Origin of the sequence: Paraburkholderia adhaesiva, from assembly GCF_021390575.1 — a bacterium.
GTDB classification, from domain to species: Bacteria; Pseudomonadota; Gammaproteobacteria; order Burkholderiales; family Burkholderiaceae; genus Paraburkholderia; species Paraburkholderia adhaesiva.
In genome coordinates, this window is record NZ_JAJEJQ010000001.1 from 2,546,876 (window position 1) to 2,569,748 (window position 22,873).

At 65.5% G+C, this 22,873-nt stretch carries 21 protein-coding genes; 13 read left to right on the top strand and 8 right to left on the bottom strand.

Features of this window, described 5'->3' with window-relative positions; all coding sequences use genetic code 11:
- Positions 1–193 precede the first annotated feature (193 nt).
- Entirely contained in the window at positions 194–940 is a 747-nt protein-coding gene (locus L0U80_RS11545; RefSeq protein ID WP_233864195.1) for a GntR family transcriptional regulator, read from the top strand.
- Positions 941–970: 30 nt separating this feature from the next.
- On the opposite strand, the gene L0U80_RS11550 is transcribed toward L0U80_RS11545, so the two are convergent.
- A complete protein-coding gene (locus L0U80_RS11550) occupies positions 971–2,395 on the bottom strand; it encodes a CoA transferase (protein WP_233864196.1) in 1,425 nt (474 codons plus the stop codon).
- Positions 2,396–2,518: 123 nt separating this feature from the next.
- Here L0U80_RS11550 and L0U80_RS11555 point away from each other — a divergent pair, with 123 nt between their 5' ends.
- Entirely contained in the window at positions 2,519–3,745 is a 1,227-nt protein-coding gene (locus L0U80_RS11555; RefSeq protein WP_233864197.1) for a citrate synthase family protein, read from the top strand.
- A 40-nt stretch (positions 3,746–3,785) separates the two neighbouring features.
- Here L0U80_RS11555 and L0U80_RS11560 read toward each other — a convergent pair whose 3' ends face one another.
- Positions 3,786–4,127, bottom strand: a complete 342-nt coding sequence (locus tag L0U80_RS11560) for a DUF2917 domain-containing protein (protein ID WP_233864198.1) — start codon at positions 4,125–4,127, stop codon at positions 3,786–3,788.
- Between the two features lie 148 nt (positions 4,128–4,275).
- Here L0U80_RS11560 and L0U80_RS11565 point away from each other — a divergent pair, with 148 nt between their 5' ends.
- The 3 genes from L0U80_RS11565 (at position 4,276) to L0U80_RS11575 (ending at position 8,966) form a co-directional block, all read left to right on the top strand.
- The gene (locus L0U80_RS11565) at positions 4,276–5,682 is read left to right on the top strand and encodes an aminotransferase-like domain-containing protein (RefSeq protein ID WP_233864200.1); all 1,407 of its coding nucleotides are present in this window, start codon (positions 4,276–4,278) and stop codon (positions 5,680–5,682) included.
- A 208-nt stretch (positions 5,683–5,890) separates the two neighbouring features.
- Positions 5,891–7,336, top strand: a complete 1,446-nt coding sequence (mdtD, locus tag L0U80_RS11570; protein WP_233864202.1) for a multidrug transporter subunit MdtD — start codon at positions 5,891–5,893, stop codon at positions 7,334–7,336.
- Positions 7,337–7,700: 364 nt separating this feature from the next.
- A complete protein-coding gene (locus L0U80_RS11575; RefSeq protein ID WP_233864204.1) occupies positions 7,701–8,966 on the top strand; it encodes an EAL domain-containing protein in 1,266 nt (421 codons plus the stop codon).
- Positions 8,967–9,006: 40 nt separating this feature from the next.
- Here the strand turns inward: L0U80_RS11575 and L0U80_RS11580 are convergent, their stop codons facing one another.
- Positions 9,007–9,618 carry a TetR/AcrR family transcriptional regulator gene (locus L0U80_RS11580; RefSeq protein ID WP_233864206.1) on the bottom strand — a complete coding sequence of 204 codons (612 nt, stop codon included), beginning with the start codon at positions 9,616–9,618 and terminating at the stop codon, positions 9,007–9,009.
- 105 nt (positions 9,619–9,723) lie between these two features.
- On the opposite strand from L0U80_RS11580, the gene L0U80_RS11585 reads away from it, so the two are divergent.
- A complete protein-coding gene (locus tag L0U80_RS11585) occupies positions 9,724–10,299 on the top strand; it encodes an isochorismatase family protein (protein WP_233864210.1) in 576 nt (191 codons plus the stop codon).
- 108 nt (positions 10,300–10,407) lie between these two features.
- Here L0U80_RS11585 and sodB read toward each other — a convergent pair whose 3' ends face one another.
- Together sodB and xseA are read right to left on the bottom strand one after the other, a co-directional pair.
- Positions 10,408–10,986 carry a superoxide dismutase gene (sodB, locus tag L0U80_RS11590; protein WP_233864211.1) on the bottom strand — a complete coding sequence of 193 codons (579 nt, stop codon included), beginning with the start codon at positions 10,984–10,986 and terminating at the stop codon, positions 10,408–10,410.
- A 406-nt stretch (positions 10,987–11,392) separates the two neighbouring features.
- Positions 11,393–12,772, bottom strand: coding sequence for an exodeoxyribonuclease VII large subunit (gene xseA, locus L0U80_RS11595; protein WP_233864213.1), 1,380 nt, complete (start codon positions 12,770–12,772; stop codon positions 11,393–11,395).
- A 568-nt stretch (positions 12,773–13,340) separates the two neighbouring features.
- On the opposite strand from xseA, the gene lpxK reads away from it, so the two are divergent.
- The 5 genes from lpxK to L0U80_RS11620 all read left to right on the top strand — a co-directional run bounded on the left by lpxK (position 13,341) and on the right by L0U80_RS11620 (position 17,379).
- Positions 13,341–14,375: a tetraacyldisaccharide 4'-kinase gene (gene lpxK / locus L0U80_RS11600; protein ID WP_233864215.1), complete on the top strand. Its 1,035-nt coding sequence runs from the start codon at positions 13,341–13,343 to the stop codon at positions 14,373–14,375.
- Entirely contained in the window at positions 14,356–14,559 is a 204-nt protein-coding gene (locus tag L0U80_RS11605; protein ID WP_124149327.1) for a Trm112 family protein, read from the top strand. Before lpxK ends, L0U80_RS11605 begins: the two co-directional genes overlap by 20 nt.
- 114 nt (positions 14,560–14,673) lie before the next feature.
- Positions 14,674–15,477 carry a 3-deoxy-manno-octulosonate cytidylyltransferase gene (kdsB, locus tag L0U80_RS11610; RefSeq protein ID WP_233864217.1) on the top strand — a complete coding sequence of 268 codons (804 nt, stop codon included), beginning with the start codon at positions 14,674–14,676 and terminating at the stop codon, positions 15,475–15,477.
- Between the two features lie 284 nt (positions 15,478–15,761).
- Entirely contained in the window at positions 15,762–16,424 is a 663-nt protein-coding gene (gene adk / locus L0U80_RS11615; RefSeq protein WP_233864219.1) for an adenylate kinase, read from the top strand.
- Between the two features lie 196 nt (positions 16,425–16,620).
- A complete protein-coding gene (locus tag L0U80_RS11620) occupies positions 16,621–17,379 on the top strand; it encodes a 3-hydroxyacyl-CoA dehydrogenase (RefSeq protein ID WP_233864220.1) in 759 nt (252 codons plus the stop codon).
- A 102-nt stretch (positions 17,380–17,481) separates the two neighbouring features.
- Here L0U80_RS11620 and L0U80_RS11625 read toward each other — a convergent pair whose 3' ends face one another.
- Complete coding sequence (locus L0U80_RS11625) at positions 17,482–18,336, bottom strand: SirB1 family protein (RefSeq protein WP_233864221.1); 855 nt, start codon at positions 18,334–18,336, stop codon at positions 17,482–17,484.
- Entirely contained in the window at positions 18,333–19,883 is a 1,551-nt protein-coding gene (gene murJ / locus L0U80_RS11630; protein WP_233864223.1) for a murein biosynthesis integral membrane protein MurJ, read from the bottom strand. Before murJ ends, L0U80_RS11625 begins: the two co-directional genes overlap by 4 nt.
- 634 nt (positions 19,884–20,517) lie before the next feature.
- Between murJ and rpsT the strand changes: the two genes are divergently transcribed.
- The gene (gene rpsT, locus L0U80_RS11635; protein ID WP_233864225.1) at positions 20,518–20,790 is read left to right on the top strand and encodes a 30S ribosomal protein S20; all 273 of its coding nucleotides are present in this window, start codon (positions 20,518–20,520) and stop codon (positions 20,788–20,790) included.
- A 211-nt stretch (positions 20,791–21,001) separates the two neighbouring features.
- Here the strand turns inward: rpsT and L0U80_RS11640 are convergent, their stop codons facing one another.
- Complete coding sequence (locus L0U80_RS11640; RefSeq protein ID WP_233864227.1) at positions 21,002–21,349, bottom strand: DUF3579 domain-containing protein; 348 nt, start codon at positions 21,347–21,349, stop codon at positions 21,002–21,004.
- Positions 21,350–21,922: 573 nt separating this feature from the next.
- On the opposite strand from L0U80_RS11640, the gene argF reads away from it, so the two are divergent.
- Positions 21,923–22,852, top strand: a complete 930-nt coding sequence (gene argF / locus L0U80_RS11645; RefSeq protein ID WP_233864229.1) for an ornithine carbamoyltransferase — start codon at positions 21,923–21,925, stop codon at positions 22,850–22,852.
- Positions 22,853–22,873 lie beyond the last annotated feature (21 nt).

Here is a 22,873-nt window from a genome sequence, read left to right on the forward strand (position 1 = left end):
GAATACCGCGTTCGACGCCAATCAACGTCGCTGGAAATCAGCGACGGTCACGAAACAGGCAGTGTATCGCCTCGTGTGTTTCGGGAGCATGTGTGCAAACCATGTCAAAACTGCGTTCAACCGTGCACCGCTCATTAGCGCTTTTGCACACGTGTGTCATAGAATTGCCGTTCGCCTTTCATGCCCGCTTCCCATGAACGCACCCACGGAAGACCGCTGGCGCGACCTGCGCCCGGACCCGGAAAACGACACGCCACTCTATCTGCAACTCGCGCGCAAGCTGAGCGGCGCAATCCACGAGAATCGCTGGAACGCAGGCGAGGCACTGCCTTCGGAGCGCGTGCTCGCCGACGCACTCGGCGTCTCGCGCATCACCGCGCGCAAGGCGATCGCGCTGCTCGTCGAACAGGGTTTGATCCGCCGCACGCAGGGCGCGGGCAGCTTCATCACGCCGCGCTACGAAGACCCGCTCTCGCGTCTGACGAGCTTCAGCGAGATGCTGCGCCAGCGCGGCTTCACGCCCAGTTCGCGCTGGATTTCGCGCGAGATCCAGCCCGCGAGCCGAGACGAGGTGATTCAGCTCGGCCTTTCGCCCTCGGCCGCGGTGACGCGGCTCAAGCGTCTGCGGCTCGCGGACGGCATCGTGATGGCCGTCGAAAACTCGACATTCCCCGCTGCGCTGATTCCCGACCCGGAGGCGATCGGCGATTCGCTCTACAGCTTCCTCGAACAGCGCGGACTCGCGATTCAGCGCGCGCTGCAGCACTTTCGCGCCGTGAACGCGAGCGAGGAGATAGCGCGGCAGATGAACATCGCGCCGAACGAAGCGCTGCTCCTGATCACGCGCGTGGGCTACACCGCCGACCAGCGCCCCATCGAACTCACCGACACTTACTGCCGCAACGACTACTACGACTTCGTCGCGGAATTGCGCAAGTGACACGCTAGCGGCTCTGGCGGCTCGAACGCGTCAAGCAGCCCACACGGGTGCGTCGGTGCCGATGGGTACGCTCGGGCGCGCAAAGTACGCGGGCGTGAGGTCGAGTTGCTCGGCGGGGGCCGCGACGCGAACGAGCCCGAACGGCGAATCCATCATTTCGAGGCAATCGGCTACGTCCTCGGCGCGTTGATCGGGTACGCGCTGGCCGCTCTCCACCATCCCCATCGACCGCAGCCAGCGGCCGGTCTGTGCAAGCGAAAGCCGAACCTGCCAACTGCCGCCCTCCTGCGCACGACGCGCGAGCGCCACCATCGCGCCAAACGCGGCCAGATAGCCTGTGGCGTGATCGAGTGCCTGGCACGGTAGCGGGCGCGGCGCTTCGAACGGCGCATCGGACGCCGCCACGCCGCTGCCGCGCGCGGCCTCCACGCTCTCGTCCCAAACGATGCCGCTCGCCGATTGCACGAGACTGTCGAAGCCGCGCCGCTCGCGCCAGGGGCCGCGATGCCCATACGCGCTGACCGACACGCACACGATGCCGGGCCGCAGCCGTGCGAGAGCCTCAGGCGAGAAGCCACGCGACGCGAGCGCGCCAGGGCGGTACGACTGCAGGAAAATATCGGCACCCAGCGCGAGCGAGCGCAGCGTTTCGCACGCGGCGCTCTCGCGTAGATCGAGCGTCGCCGAACGCTTGCCGCGGCCGTTGTCGATCACGGCCGGCGCGATATTCGGCAGGTGCGGGCCGTTCACGAGCAGCACGTCGGCGCCATGCGATGCGAGCGTGCGTCCGGCGACCGGCCCCGCGATGATGCGCGTGAGGTCCAGCACACGCACGCCCTCTAGCGGTCGCGTCGCACGCCCGGCAGGCAGTTCTACCGGCGCATCGCCGATGCGTTCGATCTCGAAGAGCGGCAGGCTCGCGATCGCCTTCGCCTGCTCAAGCACGGCCCACTCTTGCGGCGAGCGCACGAGCGCCGCGCAGAGGCCCGCTTGCGCGAGCGTCTCGTCGAGCGCCGCGCCGTCCCAGCCGCGGATCGCAGCGGCGACGGCCTCGCGCTCGCCCGAGCAACCCAGCACGCGCAGGATCCCGTCGAGGTGATGCGGGAAGTTCGCGTGCAGCTGGATCCAGCGGCCATCGCGCGTGGCGAAATGACCCGTCACCGGGTGGCGAAGCTCGATTGGCGCGCCACCTTCCACGCTCAGGTAGCGCTCGCTGCGAAACGCCGTGAGCGCTCGGCGCACGTCGATCGAAACGCGCTGCGTCAGTCCACTGCGAAGGCGGTGGAATTGCGCCGCTGCAAGCCCCGCCGCGCCGATGCTCGCGACCGCCAGCGAACCAACGCGAAACACCGACGGCAAAGCGGGATCGTCGCCTTCGACGCGGAGCATGTCGAGCGCGCTGGGATCGCAGCCGGCCAGCATCCAGAGGTGTTCGAGCGCGTCACGCGGTGTCATGTCGCCGGTCCTTCGAAGTTGAAGAAAGTGCTGACGAGTCTAGATTTGACACGCACGGACGATCAATCTTGATTAATATAATCAATATAGATTGATTTCTCCGGTTTCACGACACCAGCCACCATGTCCAGCTATATGACCGCGGCCGAGGCCGCCGAAACGCTCGGGATCAGCCGCGCCACGCTCTACGCCTATGTGAGCCGCGGACTCCTCTCGTCGACGCCTGCAACCGTTGGCCGTCACAACCATTACGCCGCCGCAGACGTGCGCCGCCTCGCGCGACGCAAGGCCGACGGCAAGCGCGCGGGCAAGGTTGCACAGAAGGTGCTGGACTGGGGTGTGCCGGTGCTCGAATCGTCGATCACGCTGATCGCCGACGGCAAGCTCTACTACCGCGGCCACGATGCGATCGACCTGGCGCGCCACGCGTCGCTCGAAGAGGTCGCGGCGTTGCTCTGGGAATGCGCGCCGCGCCGCATCCTGGAGGCGCCGCCCGCGCCGATCACGGGCGCGCAATGGTCCGCGTGGCTCAAGATCTGGGGCGAGCACACGCCGCTCGAACGCGCGCTCGTGCTGCTGCCGGCCGCCGCCGCGCAGATGCCACGCGTCTGGGCCCAGGGCCGCGACGCGCAGATCGATACGGGCTCGATGTTGATGCGCCTGCTCGCGGCGGCACTGATTTCGGCGGCGCCGTCGAACGAACCGCTGCACCGGCAGCTCGCCCACGCGTGGGGACTGCGCTCGCGCGCGCACGCCGACTTACTGCGCGCGGCACTGGTGCTTTGTGCGGACCACGAATTGAATGCCTCGACGTTCACGGTGCGCTGCATCACCTCCACCGGCACGCACCTGTTCGGCGCAGCGGCGGGCGGTCTCGCGGCGCTGTCGGGGCCGCGCCACGGCGGCGAAACGATGCGCGTGGCCGCCTTCTTCGACGAAGCGGCGCGCGCGAGCGACCTGCACCGCTATCTCGCGGATCGCCTTGTGCCCGACGAACGCGGCGTCCCTGCGCCGCTTTCGGGCTTCGGCCATCCGCTCTACCCGAACGGCGATCCGCGTGCGCGGCTCTTGCTCGACCAGCTGGCGCAGCGCGCGCCAGCTCGCTCGACGATGAGCGAGATCGACGCACTCGCGCAAGCGGTGGCAGAAACGACGGGCGCGCGCCCAACCGTGGATTTCGCGCTCGCGGCCATCGAGCGCGTGCTGGAATTGCCGCGCGGAGCGGCGTTCACGCTGTTCGCCGCGGGCCGAGTGACGGGCTGGATCGCGCACGCATTGGAGCAGACCGCCGACGGACGCCTGATCCGCCCACGCGCGCGCTACGTGGGAGAGCCCGGCGGCACGCCTTGAGCGCTGGCGCGCTACGCAGCACCACCCGGGCGCCCCACGCTCAACTCACCGAGCGCGTGCGCCAACCGCCGCGCAGCGCCCAGTCGCGCAACGTTCCCGCCAGCGTAAGCGCCACGCGGCGAACCTCGTCCACGCGCAAAGACGCCGACGCCCCACCCAACGCCATGACGAAGCGAGCCCCCGAGCGTCCTGCGCTGATGCGCGCCGAAGTTCCCCCGCCCAGCGTCAGCGATTCGCCGTCGCGCAGCCAGTAGTCGCCCGCATCGCCGTCGATCGTCAGCCAGAGTTCACCCTCGCTCACGCGCAGTTGCATCGGCTGCGTCAACTGCCAGGTCTGAGCAGGTTCGTCGTACTCCATTTCGAAAATTCGGATTTCGCGCATCGCCGTTCTCCTTGAACGCCCTTCCCGGTTGAAGCATTATTGCGATCAGCGCCACCGAAACCCATGCACAGTTCCGAACAGTTCACCCGGAACTGTGCAGCCAAAAAACCGGACAGTTCCCTAATTCCTGCAACGTCGCGAGGCCCGCATGAAACTCGAACTCGACCGCGCGAGCAGCGTCCCGCTCACCGACCAGATCGTCACCGGCGTGCAGGCCTGGATCGGCTCGCGCTCGGCGCATCCAGGCGCCCGGCTGCCGTCGATCCGCCAGTTCGCCGCCGACTACCGCATCAGCCGCTTCCCGGTGATCGAGGCCTACGACCGGCTCGTCTCGCTTGGCTATCTCGACTCGCGGCACGGCTCGGGCTTCTACGTGAGCGAGCACGCACGCGCGGGCATGTCCGGCATGGGCACCTGCGACCTGTCGAACGCCGCTGACGAATCCGACCTCGTGCTGAGCGCACTCAACCGCCCCGGCGAAGCACTGCAGATCGGCAGCGGCTCGATCCCTCAGGGGTGGCGCGACATCGACGCCATCGGCCAGGCGATCCGCCACGTTTCACGTACCGATCCGTCGAGCCTCGTCGACTACGGCACGCCGCTCGGCGATGCCACGTTGCGCGAGCATCTGCGCAACCGGCTCGCGCCGCTCGGCATCGTCGCCGATACGCAGCAGATTCTCATCACCGAGGGCGCGAGCGAGGGCCTCGACCTCTTGATGCGCTACATGCTCAAGCCCGGCGACACGGTCTTCGTCGAAGATCCCGGCTACTACAACCTCTACGGACTGCTGAAGCTGCACGGTGTGCGGCTCGTCGGCATCCGGCGCACGGCGGGCGGGCCTGATATCGAACATCTGCACGAGATGCTCGCGCAGCACCGGCCGCGCGCAATGTTCGTCAACACGGTGTTCCACAATCCGACCGGCACGACGATCGCGCCACCTGTCGCGTTCCGCCTGCTGCAACTCGCGCGCGAGCACCGCTTCACGATCGTCGAGGACGATATCTTCGCCGACTGCCAGAGCACCCCGACCGACCGGCTCGCCGCACTCGACCAGTTCGAGCATGTCGTGTACGTGTCGGGGCTTTCGAAGACACTGTCGTCGTCGCTGCGGGTGGGCTACGTCGTGGCCAATCCCGCGCTCATAAGCGATCTCGCGTCGGTCAAGGCGCTCACGACCATCAGCGGATCGCGCTTCACGCAGGCCGTGGCGGCGACACTGCTCGAGCGCGGCGCGTACCGCAAGTATCTCGAGCGGCTCAGGCGGCGCATGTCGGAAGCGCTCGGCAGCGCCACGCGCACGCTCGAAGATCACGGCTGGGAACTGTTCGCGCGACCCGAGGGCGGCAAGTTCGTGTGGGCGCGCGTCCCGCACGTGGACGATTCGGCGCGACTCGTGGCGTGTGGCGAGCCGTTGGACGTGATGGTGTCGCCGGGCAACCACTTCCGGCCCCACGGCGAGACGAGTCCGTGGATTCGCATCAACGCGGCGTACGCGCTCGATCCGCGCGCGCAGGACTTCTTCGCTGCGGCGGCGAAGCTCGATGCCTGAACGGCAGTCGCCGCACGACGCAAACGAGGCGATCGACGCGACCGCCTCGCGCGCCGCGCCCCAACCGCCGTCACCGCCCTCCACATCGGCATAGCCCGGGCCAACGTCACTGCCGTTAGTTGCGCCTGCACGCACCGCCGCGCGGCCCCGCCGTTTTCCCTACAATGGCGGCTGCCAGCCACCCGCCGGCGCATCCCAGCCATTGCCCATGTCCGTCCCCAGTCCGTCGCCCGCGTCCAAGCCATCTGCCCGTTCGTTGTCGGTCATGCTGTGGCTCGTCGCCATCGGCTTCTTCATGCAGACGCTCGACGCGACCATCGTCAACACGGCGCTGCCCGCCATGGCGGCAAGCCTCGGCGAGCGGGCGCTCGCCATGCAGTCGGTCGTGATCGCCTATTCGCTGACGATGGCCGTGATGATCCCGGTCTCCGGCTGGCTCGCCGACAAGCTCGGCACACGCCGCGTTTTCTTCGGCGCGATTCTCGTGTTCACGATCGGATCGATCCTCTGCGCGAGCGCACACACGCTCGACGAACTGGTGCTCTCGCGCATCGCACAGGGTGTGGGCGGCGCGATGCTGCTGCCGGTCGGCCGGCTCGCCGTGCTGCGCACGTTTCCCGCCGAACGCTATTTGCCCGCGCTTTCGTTTGTCGCGATACCGGGGCTGATCGGCCCGTTGATCGGCCCGACACTCGGCGGCTGGCTCGTACAGATCGCCTCATGGCACTGGATCTTTCTGATCAACGTGCCGGTGGGCATCGTCGGTTGTGTCGCGACATTCATCTTCATGCCCGACAGCCGCAACCCCGACACGGCCCGCTTCGATCTGCCTGGCTACCTGCTACTCGTCATCGGCATGGTGACGCTCACCTTCGCACTCGACGGCCGCACCGAACTCGGCATCCAGCACGCCGCCGTGCTCGTGCTGCTGATCCTCTCGCTCGCTGCATTCGTCGCCTACGGTCTGCACGCGGTCCGCACGCCGCGCCCGATCTTCTCGCTCGACCTCTTCAAGATCGACACGTTCAGCGTGGGCCTGCTAGGCAACCTGTTCGCGCGAATCGGCAGCGGGGCGATGCCGTATCTGATTCCGCTCCTGCTGCAAGTGGCGCTCGGCTACACGCCGTTCCAGGCGGGCCTCATGATGCTGCCGACCGCCGCCGCCGGCATGTTCTCGAAGCGGCTCGTCACGCGCCTTATCCTGCGCTACGGCTACCGGCGCGTGCTTGTCACGAACACGGTGCTCGTCGGCATTGCGATGGCAAGCTTCGCGTTCTCAACGACCGAAGAACCGCTATGGCTGCGCCTCGTGCAACTGGCGCTCTTCGGCGGCGTGAACTCGATGCAGTTCACCGCCATGAACACGCTCACGCTCAAGGACCTCGGCACCGGTGGCGCGAGCAGCGGCAACAGCCTGTTCTCACTCGTGCAGATGCTCTCGATGAGCCTCGGCGTGACCGTCGCGGGCGCACTGCTCACCACGTTTGCCGGATTCATCGGCCATCACGTCACGGGTTCGGCTGTGATTCCCGCCTTCCACGCGACGTTCATCTGCGTGGGGATCATCACGGCGGCATCGTCGTGGATCTTCGCCCAGCTTTCCTCTGATCTGCACCGCACCGCGAAGCGGACCGATCCGTCCGAACGGACTTAGCGGCGCGACGGCGGGCAAGCGCCGCCCGATCGCGACGCCGGCGCGCGCTTCCACCTCGCCAGATCGCCCGCGCTTCACCCGCCCATTTGTGCCCCGCCGCACCGGGGCAGTGCATGCCGCGACCGCGCGGTGCGCGCGCAGTCGCCGGTCGAACTGAATTCGCATGGCGCGGCCACCCGAGCGCGATGCGCACAGCTCTGCATTTCTCCCGGCATCCGAGGCAGCGCCCCGAGTCTGCGGCGTCTGCGCGTCCCGGCCCCTGCCCTCGTGCGGTGACTCGCATACTTTTTGCTGGGCTATGCTTATCCTATAAACTTGATGTTGCGGCGCGGTGTGCGCCGCGCTCCCCATCGATACGACCGGCATGATCGACCTCGAACCCCCAGGTTTCCAGTCGCGCCCCATCGCGGGCGTTGAAGGCGCCCGACGCACCGTGCTGTACGGCGGTTACACCGTCTTCAGCGTGTTCCAGCCGGTGTTCTCGGTCGCGCACCGCCGTGCGATCGGATATCACGCGTCGCTGCGCGCCCACGACGAGCACGGCCAGCAAGTGCCGTCGCAGGAGGTGTTTTCGCAGGCGGCGCGCCGCGGCGATCTGCTGGAACTCGGCCGACTTGCCGAATCGCTGCACCTCGGCAACTTCAACGCGTTCGATTCGCATGACGAGTGGCTCTTCCTGAGCCTGCACCCCGCCGCGCTCATGGACACGAGCTACGGCGACGCCCTGCTTGCCGGCATCAAGGCGCTCGGGCTGCAGCCGCAGCGCGTGGTGCTCGAAGTGTCGGAGCAGGCGGGCGGCGAAAATCTGCGATTCGCGGAAATCATCGACGGACTGCGCAAAAGCGGCTTCGTCATCGCGCTGGACGGCTTCGGCGCGAAGCACTCAAACATCGACCGCGTGTGGCAAGTGCGTCCCGACATCGTCACGCTCGACCGCAGTCTGCTCGCGCAGGCGAGCCGCCACGCTCACATCGAGCGCGTGCTGCCGGGACTCGTTTCGATGCTGCACGAGTCCGGTCAACTCGTGCTGGTGGGCGGCCTCGCGACCGAACGCGACGCGCTCATCGCCCTCGAGAGCAATGCCGATTTCGTGCAGGGTACGTACTTCGCGGGACCCGGCATCGAGCCGGTGCCCCCCGCCAGGGCGGCGAAGCTGATGGACGATCTTTCAGCGCGACTGCGCGACTGCGTGAATGCGCGCGAGATCTCGCAGGTGGCGCGGCTCGCGCCGTACGTGAGCGCAATCGAAACGGCGGCAGCGCAACTGGCCGTTGGCACGTCCATGGCCGATGCGACGTCGCCGCTGCTCGGCCTGAACGAGACGGCGCGCTGCTTCCTGCTCGACGCGTCCGGACGCCAGATCGGCGACAACGTGGTGCCCGAAGGCCGTACGACGCAGCGCGCGAAACGCTTCCGTCCGCTCCTGCATTCCGAGGGCGCGAGCTGGGAGCGCCGGCCCTATTTCATCGGCGCAATACGCACTCCGGGCGAGGTTCACCTCACGCCGCCCTATCTGTCGATCAATGAGGCGCACCTGTGCGTGACCGCGTCGATCGCCGCGCAGACGCCACACGGCCTGCAGGTGCTGTGTGTCGATATCAACTGGGAAGTGACCGCGAAGCGCGGCTGACGCGCGCGCGGCGCCCACCGCGCCCACACTGCCTGCAATTTCAGGCAAGCCGCACGGCAAGCCATGTCGAGAGCACGCCCTTGTACTCGGCGACGAGCAGCTTGCGCTCTTTGGGCTTCGCCGCCGCGTACAGCGGATTGAGGCTCTTGATGACCTGCAGCATCACTTCCGCGATGCGATAGGCCTCGTCGGCAGCGAGCGCTGCGTTGTAGCGCCTGAAGAGCGCGGCGAAGCGCTCGCGCAACCGGTTGCGCGCGGCAGCGTCGCGATGGAATCCAAGCGGCACAGAAAGCAGCGGCAAATAGGCCGGATAGTCGGCCATCAATTCGACCATCAGATCGAATAGCCGCTCCACCAGTTCAGCAAACGGTAATTCGCCAACCGTGGCGTCCGTGCCGCCTTTACCGTTTGCCTCGCCCGCTTCGATCATCGCGCTCCAGCGCGCGTCAATCTCGTCGCCATAGCGCTTGCGCAGCGCGAACGCGAGCGCCTCCTTGTTCGGAAAGTACTGATACGCCGCGCCGATCGACACGCCGGCCTGCTGCGCGATCTGCGTCATCGTCGCGCCGTCGAAGCCGCGCTCGGCAATGGCGTCGCCCGCCGCGAGGAGCAGCGCCTCGACCGTGCGCGCCGCGCGTTCCTGACGCGGCACGCGCCGCGATGCTGGACAATCCCCTCGTGCGCCTGCGCCCATATCTGATAGCCCCCTCACATTCCTGTATGATTATATGAGTCCATCCTCACATATTGGTGACTCATGACGCAAGCTCTTTCCCTCGATCCGCGCAAAACGGCGCTTGTGATGATCGATCTGCAACACGGCATCGTGGGCCGCTCGGTCGCGCCGCACAGTGGCGCCGAAGTCGTCGCGCGCGCGAAACAACTGGCCGACACGATGCGCGCGAAAGGCGCGGCGATCGTGTGGGTGCGCGTGCTGCTCAACGAGCTGCGCCCGGCCCCGGCCGATATCTCCATGCACGCGCCCGGCACGCCACCCGCCCCGGCGGAAGCCTCGGAACTCGTGCCCGGGACCGGCGCCCAGCCGGGCGATGTGATCGTCTCGAAGCGCCAGTGGGGCGCGTTCTACGGCACCGACCTCGAACAGCAACTGCGCCGTCGCGGCATCGAGACAATCGTGCTGGGCGGCATCGCGACGAACTTCGGCGTCGAATCGACGGCGCGCGCCGCCTTCGACCAGGGCTTTAACCTTGTGTTCGTCGAAGACGCCACGTCGGGTCTGAATGGCGAAATGCACAGCTTCAACTTCGAGAACTTGTTCCCGTACATGGGCCACGTACGTTCGGTGCAGCAAGTGATCGACGCGCTGGCATAAACGCCAACGCGCATAAAAAAAGCCCTCGACGTTGAAAATCGAGGGCTTTTTTGTTTGTGCCGCCCGAGGCGGCACACTACGCGGCACAGTCGTGCTGAGCGCTAGCGCTTAAGCGAAGTTCTTCGCTGCGAAGTCCCAGTTCACGATGTTCCAGAACGCTTCGACGAACTTCGGACGTGCGTTGCGGTAGTCGATGTAGTAAGCGTGTTCCCAAACGTCGATTGTGATCAGCGGCTTTGCGTCGGTCGTGAGCGGCGTGGCGGCGTTGCTGGTCGACACGATATCGAGCGAGCCGTCCGCCTTCTTCACGAGCCACGTCCAGCCCGAGCCGAAGTTGCCGACTGCTGCCTTCGAGAACGCTTCCTTGAACGCGTCGAACGAGCCCCACTTCGCGTTGATCGCGTCGCCGAACGCGCCGGCCGGTGCACCGCCACCTTGCGGCGACAGGCTGTTCCAGAAGAACGTGTGATTCCAGATCTGGGCTGCGTTGTTGAACACGCCGCCCGACGACTTCTTGATGATTTCTTCGAGCGAGAGCTTTTCGAACTCGGTGCCCGGGACGAGGTTGTTCAGGTTCGTGACGTAAGCCTGGTGGTGCTTGCCGTAGTGGAACTCGAGCGTTTCTTCCGACATGTGCGGAACGAGAGCGTTCTTCGCGAACGGCAGCGGCGGGAGCGTAAATGACATGATTCTGTTCCTTCGTCGTGTTATGGGGAGTTAGTTCTGCGTGACAACCGGTATAGAGCGTTCGATTGTAGGCGACTTGGAATAACCCCGCAAACTAGCGGACTTTATGCCGGATGTCCGCTGTGCAGGGGTTCCGTGTGGATTCCGGAGCGCTTGCGCACAACAGGTACCCCAGGTTGGTCAGCACTGCACTGTAACGCCGATTGCACGCTTCGACACTCGCGCTGCCATGTTTGCGCAGCATGACCGATGCCGTGAAAGCGGCGTGCTTACCACAGCATCCAATCGACGAATCGACGCGCGAACGCCGTGCCTGGTCCCGCAGATCCGCGCGTCACTGTGCCTGCAAAAGACCTTCAACAGCTTGCAACCAGGTTGACGCAATGCGCCTTCGCCGCGAATGGCGTCAGAAGCCGTCAGCGAGGCGGGGCTGTACGTCCGAAAGCGCGATATCCGCGCTGCCCTGCGCGAGATGCACGGTGAGTCGCTTGCCGGGTTTCAGCGTCGCAGGCGATCGCACTGCCGCACCGCTTTGCGCATCGAGCAGCGCAGCGTAGCCGCGCTCGAACGTGCGCTGCGGACTGAGCACTTCGAGCCGCGCCATCAGTCCCGAGACCCGTGCCGACTCACGTTCGCGCTGCCTCGCGAACGCAGTGTCGAGCCGACGGCCGAGCGCCTCGATCGTGGCGGACTGCGCCGCCGTATCGGGGCGCGTGCGTTGCCAGCGCATCTGCAGAACGTTGAAGCGCGCGCGGGCGTCGGCCGTCGAGCGCGAAGACGCCGACGCAAGCCGGATCGCCAGTTGCCGCAAATGCGTGCTCTGCTGCGCAAGCCGCTGCGCTGGTGAAACGAGGCGTCGCGCGAGCCAGTCGAGTTGCTGCGCACGCCGCTCCATCTGCCGGATGAAGCCGCGCGCGAGCGCCGCGTGGTGCTGATCGAGTTCGCGCACCAGCGTCGCGTGCTGCGGACTGACGAGTTCGGCGGCGCCCGTCGGCGTCGGCGCACGCATGTCGGCGGCAAAATCGGCGATGGTGAAATCGGTTTCGTGGCCCACGCCGCTGACGACGGGAATCGCGCTCGCTGCGATCGCGCGCGCGAGCGTCTCGTCGTTGAACGACCAGAGATCCTCGATCGATCCGCCACCGCGGCACAGCACCAGCACATCCACCTCGGCACGCGCGTTCGCTGTCTCGAGCATCGCCGTGAGCTTCTCCGCCGACCCCGCACCCTGCACGGGCGCCGGATAGACGATCACGCGCACGTGCGGCGCACGGCGGCACAGCGTCGTGAGCACGTCGCGCAGCGCAGCGGCCTGCATCGATGTGATCACGCCGATGGCGCGAGGGTGCATCGGCAGTGGGCGCTTGCGCGCGGGATCGAAGAGGCCTTCGGCCTCCAGTTGCGCCTTCAGCCGCAGAAACGCTTCATACAGCCGCCCCTGCCCGGTGCGCCGGACAGCTTCGACGTTAAGTTGAAGTTCGCCACGCGGCTCGTACATCGTGACGAGCGCGCGCACCTCGATACGGTCGCCCTCGCGCGGGGTAAATTCGGCGTACTGAGCGCGGCCGCGGAACATCACGCAGCGGATCTGCGCGGCGGCGTCCTTGATCGAGAAGTACCAATGGCCGCTCGCGGCTCGCGTGAAGTTCGACACCTCCCCCGAGATCCACGCGAGCGGGAACGAACGTTCGAGCATCGACGCAATCGCGCGGTTGAGCGCGGACACCGGCACGACAACGTCGCCGCCGGAAGCGAAGGGGGAAGCGGAAAATCGATCGGAATTCATGCAGAGCGTGTGTAAAACCAGGCCGGACAGACGATAGACCGATCGGCGTGGCTGCGTCCAGCACAAACTGTTCGCTCAGGCAAGCACAGCTAAGTGTCCACATCGTCTGAGTCAATTGACGGGACGGGGCAGGAAGCCCCGGAAACGTCGAGAATTCGTTGCAACACATTGATTTTATTGATACTTTTTTATACACCCTTACTATTCCCACCGATAGAATGCAGCGCGAATGGGGCTCCCAGCCTTCCGGGCAGGCATTTACCCACAAAGTTATCCACAGGCCATCGCGCACCTGATCTCGCGCGAGGCCAGTCGCACTAACCAGCGAGGTGGCTTGCCGCGCGACTGGCACACGCGATAGAGTGCCGGGTTCACGGTGGCCGGTGAACTCGCAGCGGCCGCCGGCCAGACCTTACGGCAGCGAATCGGTGATATTGCTGCGGTATTGCGCGCCACCGCCCCTGCCCGCTCACGATCCGGAGAACCGCCCGATGCCAGCCCTGCCCGTCCTGCTAGCACGCGCGACGCCCGCACAAGGCGCCTCGCGCACGCACCGGTCCGCGCGCCGATGAGTGGCCTCGCCTCGCGCATCGAAAGCCGGCTCGCGCACGAGTGGCAGCGGCGCGGCCCGCTCGCCTGGGCGCTCACGCCGCTCGCGGCCGTATTCGCCGCCGTATGCGGCGCGCGTCGCGCCGCATACGCGCGCGGCTGGCTCAAGACGGTGCGCGTGAACGTGCCGGTCGTCGTCGTCGGGAACGTAACGGTGGGCGGCACCGGCAAGACGCCCACGGTGATCGCGCTAGTCGAAGGGCTGCGCGCAGCCGGCTTCACGCCGGGCGTGGTTTCGCGCGGCTATGGTGCGAAAGTCGAACGGCCCACGCCGGTCACGTCGGCCACACCCGCGCGCCTCGCCGGCGACGAACCGCTGCTCATCGCCCGCCGCACCGGCGCGCCTGTGTGGGTTTCGCCCGATCGCGTCGCTGCCGCCGAAGCGTTGTGCGCGGCGCACAGCGACGTCGACGTGATCGTCAGCGATGACGGACTCCAGCACTACCGCCTTGTGCGCGACGTCGAACTCGTTGTCTTCGATCACCGGCTTGGCGGCAATGGATTCCTGCTGCCCGCCGGGCCGCTGCGCGAACCGCTCTCGCGCCGCCGCGACGCGACGCTGATCAACAATCCGTTCGAGCGCAGGCTGCCGCCCTGGCCCAATACGTTCGCGTTGAAGCTCGAACCCGGCGACGCCTGGCATCTGGCCAATCCTGGCCTGCGCCGTCCGCTCGCGCAGTTCGCAACCGAGCCGGGCCAGCGTGCGCAACGCCTCGTGGCGGCAGCCGGCATCGGCTCACCGGAACGCTTTTTCGCGACGCTGCGCGGCGCCGGACTCGCGCCCCAAACCCTGCCGCTGCCTGATCACTACGCATTCACGACGAGCCCGTTCGCCGACATCAAGGCGGACGCGATCCTGGTCACCGAGAAGGATGCAGTAAAATTGGGGACCTTGAACGATGCGCGCATCTGGGTCGTCCCCGTGGAAGCCGCGCTCGATCACCGCCTTATTACTTTGGTTGTGGAGAAACTCCGTGGACGCCCGTCTGCTTGAAATCCTGGTCTGCCCGATCTGCAAGGGCCCGCTTAGCTATGACCGCGCCGCGCAGGAGCTGATCTGTCACGCCGACAAACTCGCTTACCCGATCCGCGACGGCATCCCCGTAATGCTCGTGGACGAGGCGCGACAGACCGTCGAAGGTACGCCGGTCGATCCGGCTGGCCCCAGCGCAGCCTGAGTCCCGGCGGCCTGTGCCGCTGCGGGCCGCCCGTCGGCCGCCCGGCGCCTGGGTGCAACACGTCGTAGCTCACGCGCGCTGCGCTTTCGTTTTTCGCCTTCCCCCGAACTGGTCATGACCGCACCTGTGCAACCTTTCATCGCCGTCGTTCCGGCGCGTCTCGCGTCCACGCGGCTGCCGAACAAACCGCTCGCCGACATCGGCGGCAAGCCGATGGTGGTTCGCGTTGCCGAGCGCGCACGTGCCTCGGGCGCACAACAGGTTCTGATCGCCTCCGACGCACAGAGCGTGCTCGATGCAGCGCGCGAACACGGCTTCGAGGCGGTGCTCACGCGCGCCGACCATCCGTCCGGCACCGACCGCCTCGCCGAAGTTGCGGCGAAGTACGGCTTCAGCGACGACACGATCGTCGTCAACGTGCAGGGCGACGAACCGTTGATCGATCCGGCACTCGTGTGCGACGTTGCGTCGCACCTTGCTGCGCACCCCGAATGCGCGATCGCGACGGCGGCGCATCCGATCACGGCACCGGAAGAAATTTTCAGCCCGAACGTGGTGAAGGTCGTCCTCGACGCGCGCGGCGTGGCGCTCTACTTTTCGCGCGCGCCGATTCCGTGGGCGCGCGACGCATGGCTGCCGCACTGGTCGCCTGAACGCCTCAATCTGGCTGCGATGCCAGCCCCGCCCGCTCCCGCGACCGTTTATCGTCACATCGGGCTGTACGCGTATCGCGCGAAATTCCTGCGCAGCTATCCGTCGCTCGAACAGTCGCCAATCGAAGCGGTCGAGGCTCTCGAACAACTGCGCGCGATGTGGCATGGCGAGCGCATTGCCGTGCTGGTAACGGCAACGGCGCCCGCGCCGGGCGTCGATACGCCGGCGGATCTGGCGCGCGTCCAGGCGCTATTCCGTCCTTAATTCCGGCCGTGGGGCCAAAATCCCATGGCATAATCAATTGATTGCGCGGGCCGTCTGAAGCCTTTGCGCGTCGGGGTTCTCCCCACTTTTCGCCGATTTCGCCCTGCTGCGCCAACCGCGACCCAAACCGCGGATGCTGCTGCGCGGGACGTGTCGCCACCGCGTCGGCCTGGCCGTTAGCGGTGTTCCAGGCGAACGGGAAAGAAGACGCACGACGCCACCGATGTTGCCCACACAGGGCACGCCGCGCCGCAAAAAATTCACACAGATTGGAGATTGATCACATGCGTTTGATCCTGTTGGGCGCACCCGGCGCTGGCAAGGGAACCCAGGCAAACTTCATCAAGGAGAAGTTCGGCATTCCGCAAATCTCGACCGGCGACATGCTTCGCGCGGCCGTGAAGGCCGGCACGCCGCTCGGCATCGAAGCCAAGCGCTTCATGGACGCGGGCGAGCTCGTGACCGACGAGCTGATCATCAACCTCGTGAAGGAACGCCTGCAGGAACCGGACTGCAAGAACGGTTACCTGTTCGACGGCTTCCCGCGCACGCTGCCGCAAGCCGAAGCCATGAAGCAGGCTGGTGTCGCGATCGACTACGTGCTGGAAATCGACGTGCCGTTCGACGAAATCATCACGCGCATGAGCGGCCGCCGCACGCACCCGGCATCGGGCCGCACCTACCACGTCAAGTTCAATCCGCCGAAAGAGGCAATGAAGGACGACGTGACGGGCGAACCGCTCGTCCAGCGCGAAGACGACAAGGAAGAGACCGTGCGCCGGCGCCTCGACGTCTACGTCGCACAAACGCGTCCGCTCGTCGACTACTACGGCGACTGGGCAAAGCGCGGTGAAGAGAATGGCCTGAAGGCGCCGCAGTACCGCGCGATCTCGGGTCTCGGCACCGTCGACGAAATCCGCACGCGCGTGTTCGACGCACTCAAGTAAGCCGCTATCTCACGCCGGTCAGCCCGGGGAAAACCGGCCTGGTCGGTTTCCCCAGAGAAGCTTTAGCCGGTCTTGCTCGGATTTGCTGGTTTGCCTGCGGGCCGGCCGGCGTCGCGCCACAAGCGCGATGCCGGGCGGCCCGTTTTACGTGCGCACCGCCCGCACGACGACCATAACGAATGGATGGAGGAGAAACATGCAGATCCGTGACAATGTCTTTCTTATCACCGGCGGCGCGTCGGGCCTCGGTGCGGCCACCGCGCGCCTCGTCGCGGCCGAAGGCGGCAAGCCCGTCATCGCCGACCTGAACGAAGAAGCCGGTCAGGCACTCGCGAAGGAACTGGGCGGCGTGTTCGTGAAGTGCAATGTCGCCAGCGAGGACGATGGCGCGCAAGCAGTTGCAGCAGCGACGGCGCTCGGCACCCTGCGCGGCCTCGTCAACTGCGCCGGCATCGCCCCGGCCGTGAAGACCATCGGCAAGGACGGCCCGCATCCGCTCGCCGTATTCTCCAAGACCATTTCGGTCAACCTGATCGGCACGTTCAACATGATCCGCCTCGCGGCCGCTGCGATCGCCCAAAGCGCGCCCGCGGAAGGCGGTGAGCGCGGTGTGATCGTCAATACGGCGTCGGTTGCGGCCTACGATGGCCAGATCGGCCAGGCGGCCTATGCTGCGTCGAAGGGCGGCGTCGTGGGCATGACCCTGCCGATCGCGCGCGATCTATCGAGAAGCGGCATCCGCGTGATGACGATCGCGCCTGGCATCTTCGAAACCCCGATGCTGCTCGGCATGCCCCAGGAAGTGCAGGACGCCCTCGGTGCGATGGTGCCGTTCCCGTCGCGCCTCGGCAAACCCGCCGAGTACGCGATGCTCGTGAAGCAGATCGTCGAGAATCCGATGCTCAACGGCGAAGTGATCCGGCTCGACGGCGCGATCCGCATGCAGCCGAAGTGATGGCACGGCCTGCTGCCGCGTGACGGTGGCTGTCCACGTGAAAAAGCCCGCGACACGTCGCGGGCTTTTTTTCATCAACGCATTGTGATGCGCAGCGTCGCGTCAGCCCTGCTCGTTGTCGAGCGTGCGCTGCCGCAACTCCTGCAGTTGCGATTCGACGACTTCGGCGTCATCCGCGTCGGGGCGCTCGTCGAGATACTGTTCGAGATCTTCAAGCGCCGGGCGCAGGTAGTCGAGCCGTGCGTAGGCGAAGCCGCGATCGCGCACTTCCTCGACGCTGTACGGCAGGAGAATCACGAGCCGCTGCTGGATGGCGAGCAGGCGCTGCCAGCGCTCCGTCTGCACGTAGATCGACTTCAGGTTGCGCAGCATGCGCGCGACGATCTCGCGGCGCGTCGCCGGTTCGAGCAGCAAGCGCAGCGCACGCGCAACCGAATCACCCGCCTTCGCCACATAAGGCTCGAGCATCTCCACCATGTCCGATTCGGAAAGCGTGCGGCCCGTTGTGGGGTCGAGCATCGCGTCGCCGTCTGGCAGCGACGCGCGCAGCAGAAAATGTCCCGGAAACGCCACGCCCTGCACCGGCAAACCGAGTTGCCCCGCGATCTCCAGGTAGATCACCGCAAGCGAAATCGGAATGCCGCGCCGGCGCTTGAGGACGGCGTTCAAATAGCTGTTGTCGGGGTCGTAGTAGTCGTTGAGGTTCGCGGCGAACCCGAACTCGCGGAAGAAGCAACGGGTCAGGATCGCGATCTGCTCGCGCACGTCCGAACCCTCGGGGATGCGACGGCGCACGCGCAGGGCCAGTTCGTCGATTTCGGCGAGCGTACCTTGCAGATCGAGGTCGGGGTACGCGTCCTGCGCTATCGCGAGGGCAGCTTCCGTGAGCGGGAGGCTGTCGTCCTCGGCAACGAGGGCGCTGAAATAATCGAGCACCCGCGTGGTATTCGTGTTCACTTCGCCCGCCTTCTGAAGTACGCGTATTTGAAACCCATGAGCCAGAGCATACCGAAATATAGCGCCGCGAACAGCACGAGGCAGGCGCCGAGCAGCGCAATACGCGCGAACGGCTGGTGACGCAGGCCGATCCAGTCGTAGTTGATCGAGCACCAGTGCATGGCACCCGCCAGCACGAGGCATGCCCCGAACAACTGCACGAAGAACATCGCCCAACCCGACGACGGCATGTAGATTCCGCGCCGACGCAGGCCGATGAAAAGCAGCAGCGCGTTCATGCACGCGCCGAGCCCGACCGAAAGGGTAAGACCCGCGTGCGAGAAAATCGGCACGAAGATGTAGTTGCTGACCTGTGTGGCGATGAGCACGGCCACACCGATCTTCACGGGCGTCTTGATGTCCTGGCGCGCATAGAATCCGGGCGCGAGGATCTTGATGAGAATGAGACCGACCAGCCCGACGCCGTAAGCGGCAAGCGCACGTCCCACCATCACGACCGAGTTCGCGTCGAATTTGCCGTAGTGGAAAAGCGTCGCGGTAAGCGGCTCGGCGAAGAAAAAGAGCGCGATCGCCGAGGGCGCCGCCAGCAGGAACGTCACACGCAGCCCCCAGTCGAGCAGCGCTGAGTATTCGTGCGTATCGGCATCGACGTGAGCCTTCGAAAGGCTCGGCAGCAGGATGGTACCGAGCGCAACGCCGAGCAGCGCGGTCGGAAATTCCATGAGCCGGTCGGCGAAGTTGATCCACGAAACGGCACCCGCGCCGAGGCGCGATGCGATGTTGGTATTGATGATGAGGCTGATCTGCGCGACGGAGACGGCGAACATCGCGGGCACCATCTTCGCGAGCACGCGCTTCACGCCGCGGTGCGCGAGCGCCTTGAGCGGGTGCCAGCCGATGCGCGGTGTCATGTCGATGCGCTTGAGGCCCGGCAGTTGCACGAGGAACTGGAGCACGCCGCCGACGATCACGGCCCACGCGAGCGCATACACGGGTTGCTTCATGTGCGGCGCGAAGGCCACGGCCGCAACAATGAACGAGACGTTGAGCAGGACCGGTGCGAACGCCGGCAGCGAGAATTGCCGGTACGTGTTCAGCACGCCGGACGCGAGCGACGTCAGCGAAATGAACACGATATAAGGGAACATGATGCGCGTCATCGTGACGGCGAGCGGGAACGCCTCGCCGTGGCCCTTCAGGCCCGACGCGACTACCGTCACGACGAACGTTGCCCCGATGATGCCGAGCACCGAGAGAACGGCGAGCGCCCAAGCAAGCACCGTCGACATCGCATCGACGAGATCGCGCGTCGCGTCGTGGCCTTTCTGGTTCTTGAACTCGGCGAGGATCGGTACGAAGGCCTGCGAAAATGCGCCTTCGGCCGAAATCCGGCGCAACAGGTTCGGGATGCGGAACGCGACGTAGAAGGCGTCGGTGAACTGGCTCGCGCCGAACGCACGCGCGATCAGCGTTTCACGGGCCAGCCCGGTCACGCGCGACAGCAGCGTGAAGCCGCTGACGGTCAGCAAGGCTCGGAATAGATTCATGGGGCGCTTATTATACGGGTGGTGCGTGACCCACCGTTGCTTCGGATCGGTAACAGTTTGTCGGACGAATCGGCAATTCTGACCACGCGCATGGGACGGCGTTTGATCGCGCGTAGTCCCGGGAGTGATTTGATCGTGCCCCGCTTTCCTTGCTCAGGTGGCCGCCAGCAACACGCCTGCATGCACGGTGCGCAACGCACCAGGCGTTTCCCCCATCCGTGCCGCCGATCTGTTGCCCATGCGTCGCCCGCCCGCTTCTGGTTGCCACCTCGCTGATTTCGTTGCTATAATCGCGAGTTTCGAGGCTCACTTCGCCTTTGAAGGCAACGCGGTATCGAATAAGGCCTTCGGGCGTGGCCCCATCCTCATGTAGTCTCATGGACGGGCGCCCTCATCCGCAAAGTCGCCGCAAAGGCAGCCGCCGTGTCCGAGGATAACCACAAGGCACAGCCGGTCGAACAAGTTTTGCGCTTCCGGACAGTTGTGATGAAGTCGTAGCAGTAGGGACGACAGAGACACGACCAAAGCGCGACAAACGCTTTCCGGGAGCTCGGATCAAGGCAAGCAGCGCCACCCACGTTGACAGATCGTCAGCGGGCTGGCTCTAGAAACAGGATCAGGATAAGGAACCGTAATGGCTAACTCCGCACAAGCACGCAAGCGCGCCCGTCAGGCCGCGAAGGCAAACTCGCACAACTCGGCGCTGCGCTCGAAGTTCCGCACCGCCATCAAGGCTGTTCGCAAGGCTATCGACGCCGGCGACAAGGCTGCGGCCGCTGAAATCTTCAAGGCCTCGGCAAAGACGCTCGACATCATCGCCGACAAGAAGATCGTTCACAAGAACAAAGCTGCTCGTCAGAAGAGCCGCCTCTCTGCCGCCCTCAAGGCGCTGCAGGTCGCGCAGTAAATTCCGGTTGGCCCGCTTCGGCGGGCCGCCTCCTGTTTCCGCTGCGCCTCATGAGAACCCGCTTCGGCGGGTTTTTTTGTTGCTGCTCGTTTCCGCAGGTTGTTGCTGGTTGTTTGTTGTTGTTGCGCGCGAAACCGTCACGCGCAGGCGCAAAAAAACCCGCCGTAGCGGGTCATTCTGGCAGGCCAGGGGGCAGTGACGCGCTATGCGCTTAACCGCCACTCCCCTTGCGCGCCGCATGCTCGGGCGGGAGTTCGCACGCCTCGGTCACGACAAGGTCATTGTCCTTCGCGAAGTTCAGCACGAAGTTGAACGCCATCGGCTCCACCTCTTTGAGGCGGGAGTCGAGCACCACGCATTTGAGATCGCCGATCATCGTCGGCCGGACATACAGCGAGTAACGCAGGTAGGCGTTCGGCCCGCGTGCATTCATCGCAGCCTTGGGTCCGAAATTCGCCATCACGCCCGCCAGGCGCTCGGACCAGTCGCTGGGACGAAATTTCTTCCCGCTCGTGGTGATGCCTTGAATGAAGTATTCGGTTGGGGCTTCGTCGGCCATGTACTGTACCTGTGTGACTGCACGCTGCGCTGCAGCACGAAACGGCGGCACGCTCGCGCCGTCTTTGCCATCTCGTGCGTTACCCCGGCGGGACACGGGTTGCCGGCCATTGGCCTTGCGACCTCGCGCGCGATTACAGTCCAATGGACAGGGCGCGGCCGCCTGCACACGAGGACTGGCGCCGCACCGCAAATCGAGATCGGGTTTGCAGCGCACTGCCAGCCAACGTACGGGCCGCTGCCGCGAGCCGCTTTTTATATCCGCCGGGCTCGCTGTCGTGCCTGAAAGAAAACTCGTCGATTATAGCGTACCTGGGGTTTTTCCGCACCGCACACAAGGCTTACCGGACGAGGCGGACGAACCCCCGGGCGGACCCCGGAGACACCGCGAGCGCACCGTCGCCCCGACGCGATCCATGCTCTCCGGTTGCGCAACGAGAGCATCGCCCACCGTTCGGGCGACTCGTCAAAACGCGCAAAATCCTTTATGCTCCATTGACTTACCACCAACCGCAGCGGCGTCGCCGGCCTGATCCTGCAGTTCTGAGGCCGGATCCGGCGCCGTTTTCGTTTCATGACCTCCCGGACCATACGCCATTACCTGCAGTTCAAGGATTTCTCTCTTGACGAATATGAATATGTGCTCGAGCGTGCCCGCATCCTCAAGCGCAAATTCAAAAGCTACGAGACGTACCATCCGCTGCACGACCGCACGCTCGCGATGATCTTCGAGAAGAACTCGACGCGCACGCGCCTGTCGTTCGAAGCCGGCATCTTCCAGCTCGGCGGGCACGCTGTGTTCATGAGCACGCGCGACACGCAGCTCGGCCGCGGCGAGCCCATCGAGGACGCGGCGCAGGTCATTTCGCGCATGGTCGACATCATCATGATCCGGACGTTCGGTCAGGACATCCTCACGCGTTTCGCAGAAAATTCGCGCGTACCGGTCATCAACGGTCTCACGAACGAGTATCACCCCTGCCAGGTGCTGGCCGACATCTTCACGTACTACGAGCACCGCGGGCCGATTCGCGGCAAGACCGTCGCCTGGATCGGCGACGCGAACAACATGCTCTACACGTGGATCGAAGCAGCGCAGATTCTCGGCTTCAAGCTGCGCGTCTCGACGCCACAGGGCTATCAGATCGATCCGGCACTTGTCGCGCCTGAGAGCCAGCCGTTCTTCCAGGTTTTCGACGATCCGAACGAGGCCTGCGACGGTGCCGATCTCGTCACGACGGACGTCTGGACCAGCATGGGCTTCGAGGCTGAGAACGAAGCCCGCAAAAAGGCGTTCGCGGACTGGTGCGTCGACGCCGAGATGATGGCGCGCGGCAAGCCCGACGCGCTCTTCATGCACTGCCTACCCGCGCACCGCGGCGAGGAAGTGACCGCAGAAGTGATCGACGGGCCGCAGAGCGTGGTCTGGGACGAGGCGGAAAACCGCTTGCACGTCCAGAAAGCGCTGATGGAATTCCTGCTGCTCGGCCGCCTGAACCACTGATCCGACGCGTGGCACGCCGCC

Bases quoted from the DNA above. Each gene is read 5' to 3' on its own strand.
- xseA (WP_233864213.1), bottom strand. From the start codon at position 12,772: ATGAATTCCGATCGATTTTCCGCTTCCCCCTTCGCTTCCGGCGGCGAC.
- L0U80_RS11565 (WP_233864200.1), top strand. From the start codon at position 4,276: ATGAAACTCGAACTCGACCGCGCGAGCAGCGTCCCGCTCACCGACCAG.
- L0U80_RS11585 (WP_233864210.1), top strand. From the start codon at position 9,724: ATGACGCAAGCTCTTTCCCTCGATCCGCGCAAAACGGCGCTTGTGATG.
- kdsB (WP_233864217.1), top strand. From the start codon at position 14,674: ATGACCGCACCTGTGCAACCTTTCATCGCCGTCGTTCCGGCGCGTCTC.
- adk (WP_233864219.1), top strand. From the start codon at position 15,762: ATGCGTTTGATCCTGTTGGGCGCACCCGGCGCTGGCAAGGGAACCCAG.
- argF (WP_233864229.1), top strand. From the start codon at position 21,923: ATGACCTCCCGGACCATACGCCATTACCTGCAGTTCAAGGATTTCTCT.
- sodB (WP_233864211.1), bottom strand. From the start codon at position 10,986: ATGTCATTTACGCTCCCGCCGCTGCCGTTCGCGAAGAACGCTCTCGTT.
- rpsT (WP_233864225.1), top strand. From the start codon at position 20,518: ATGGCTAACTCCGCACAAGCACGCAAGCGCGCCCGTCAGGCCGCGAAG.
- L0U80_RS11560 (WP_233864198.1), bottom strand. From the start codon at position 4,127: ATGCGCGAAATCCGAATTTTCGAAATGGAGTACGACGAACCTGCTCAG.
- L0U80_RS11620 (WP_233864220.1), top strand. From the start codon at position 16,621: ATGCAGATCCGTGACAATGTCTTTCTTATCACCGGCGGCGCGTCGGGC.
- lpxK (WP_233864215.1), top strand. From the start codon at position 13,341: ATGAGTGGCCTCGCCTCGCGCATCGAAAGCCGGCTCGCGCACGAGTGG.
- murJ (WP_233864223.1), bottom strand. From the start codon at position 19,883: ATGAATCTATTCCGAGCCTTGCTGACCGTCAGCGGCTTCACGCTGCTG.
- L0U80_RS11555 (WP_233864197.1), top strand. From the start codon at position 2,519: ATGTCCAGCTATATGACCGCGGCCGAGGCCGCCGAAACGCTCGGGATC.
- L0U80_RS11640 (WP_233864227.1), bottom strand. From the start codon at position 21,349: ATGGCCGACGAAGCCCCAACCGAATACTTCATTCAAGGCATCACCACG.
- L0U80_RS11545 (WP_233864195.1), top strand. From the start codon at position 194: ATGAACGCACCCACGGAAGACCGCTGGCGCGACCTGCGCCCGGACCCG.
- mdtD (WP_233864202.1), top strand. From the start codon at position 5,891: ATGTCCGTCCCCAGTCCGTCGCCCGCGTCCAAGCCATCTGCCCGTTCG.
- L0U80_RS11575 (WP_233864204.1), top strand. From the start codon at position 7,701: ATGATCGACCTCGAACCCCCAGGTTTCCAGTCGCGCCCCATCGCGGGC.
- L0U80_RS11550 (WP_233864196.1), bottom strand. From the start codon at position 2,395: ATGACACCGCGTGACGCGCTCGAACACCTCTGGATGCTGGCCGGCTGC.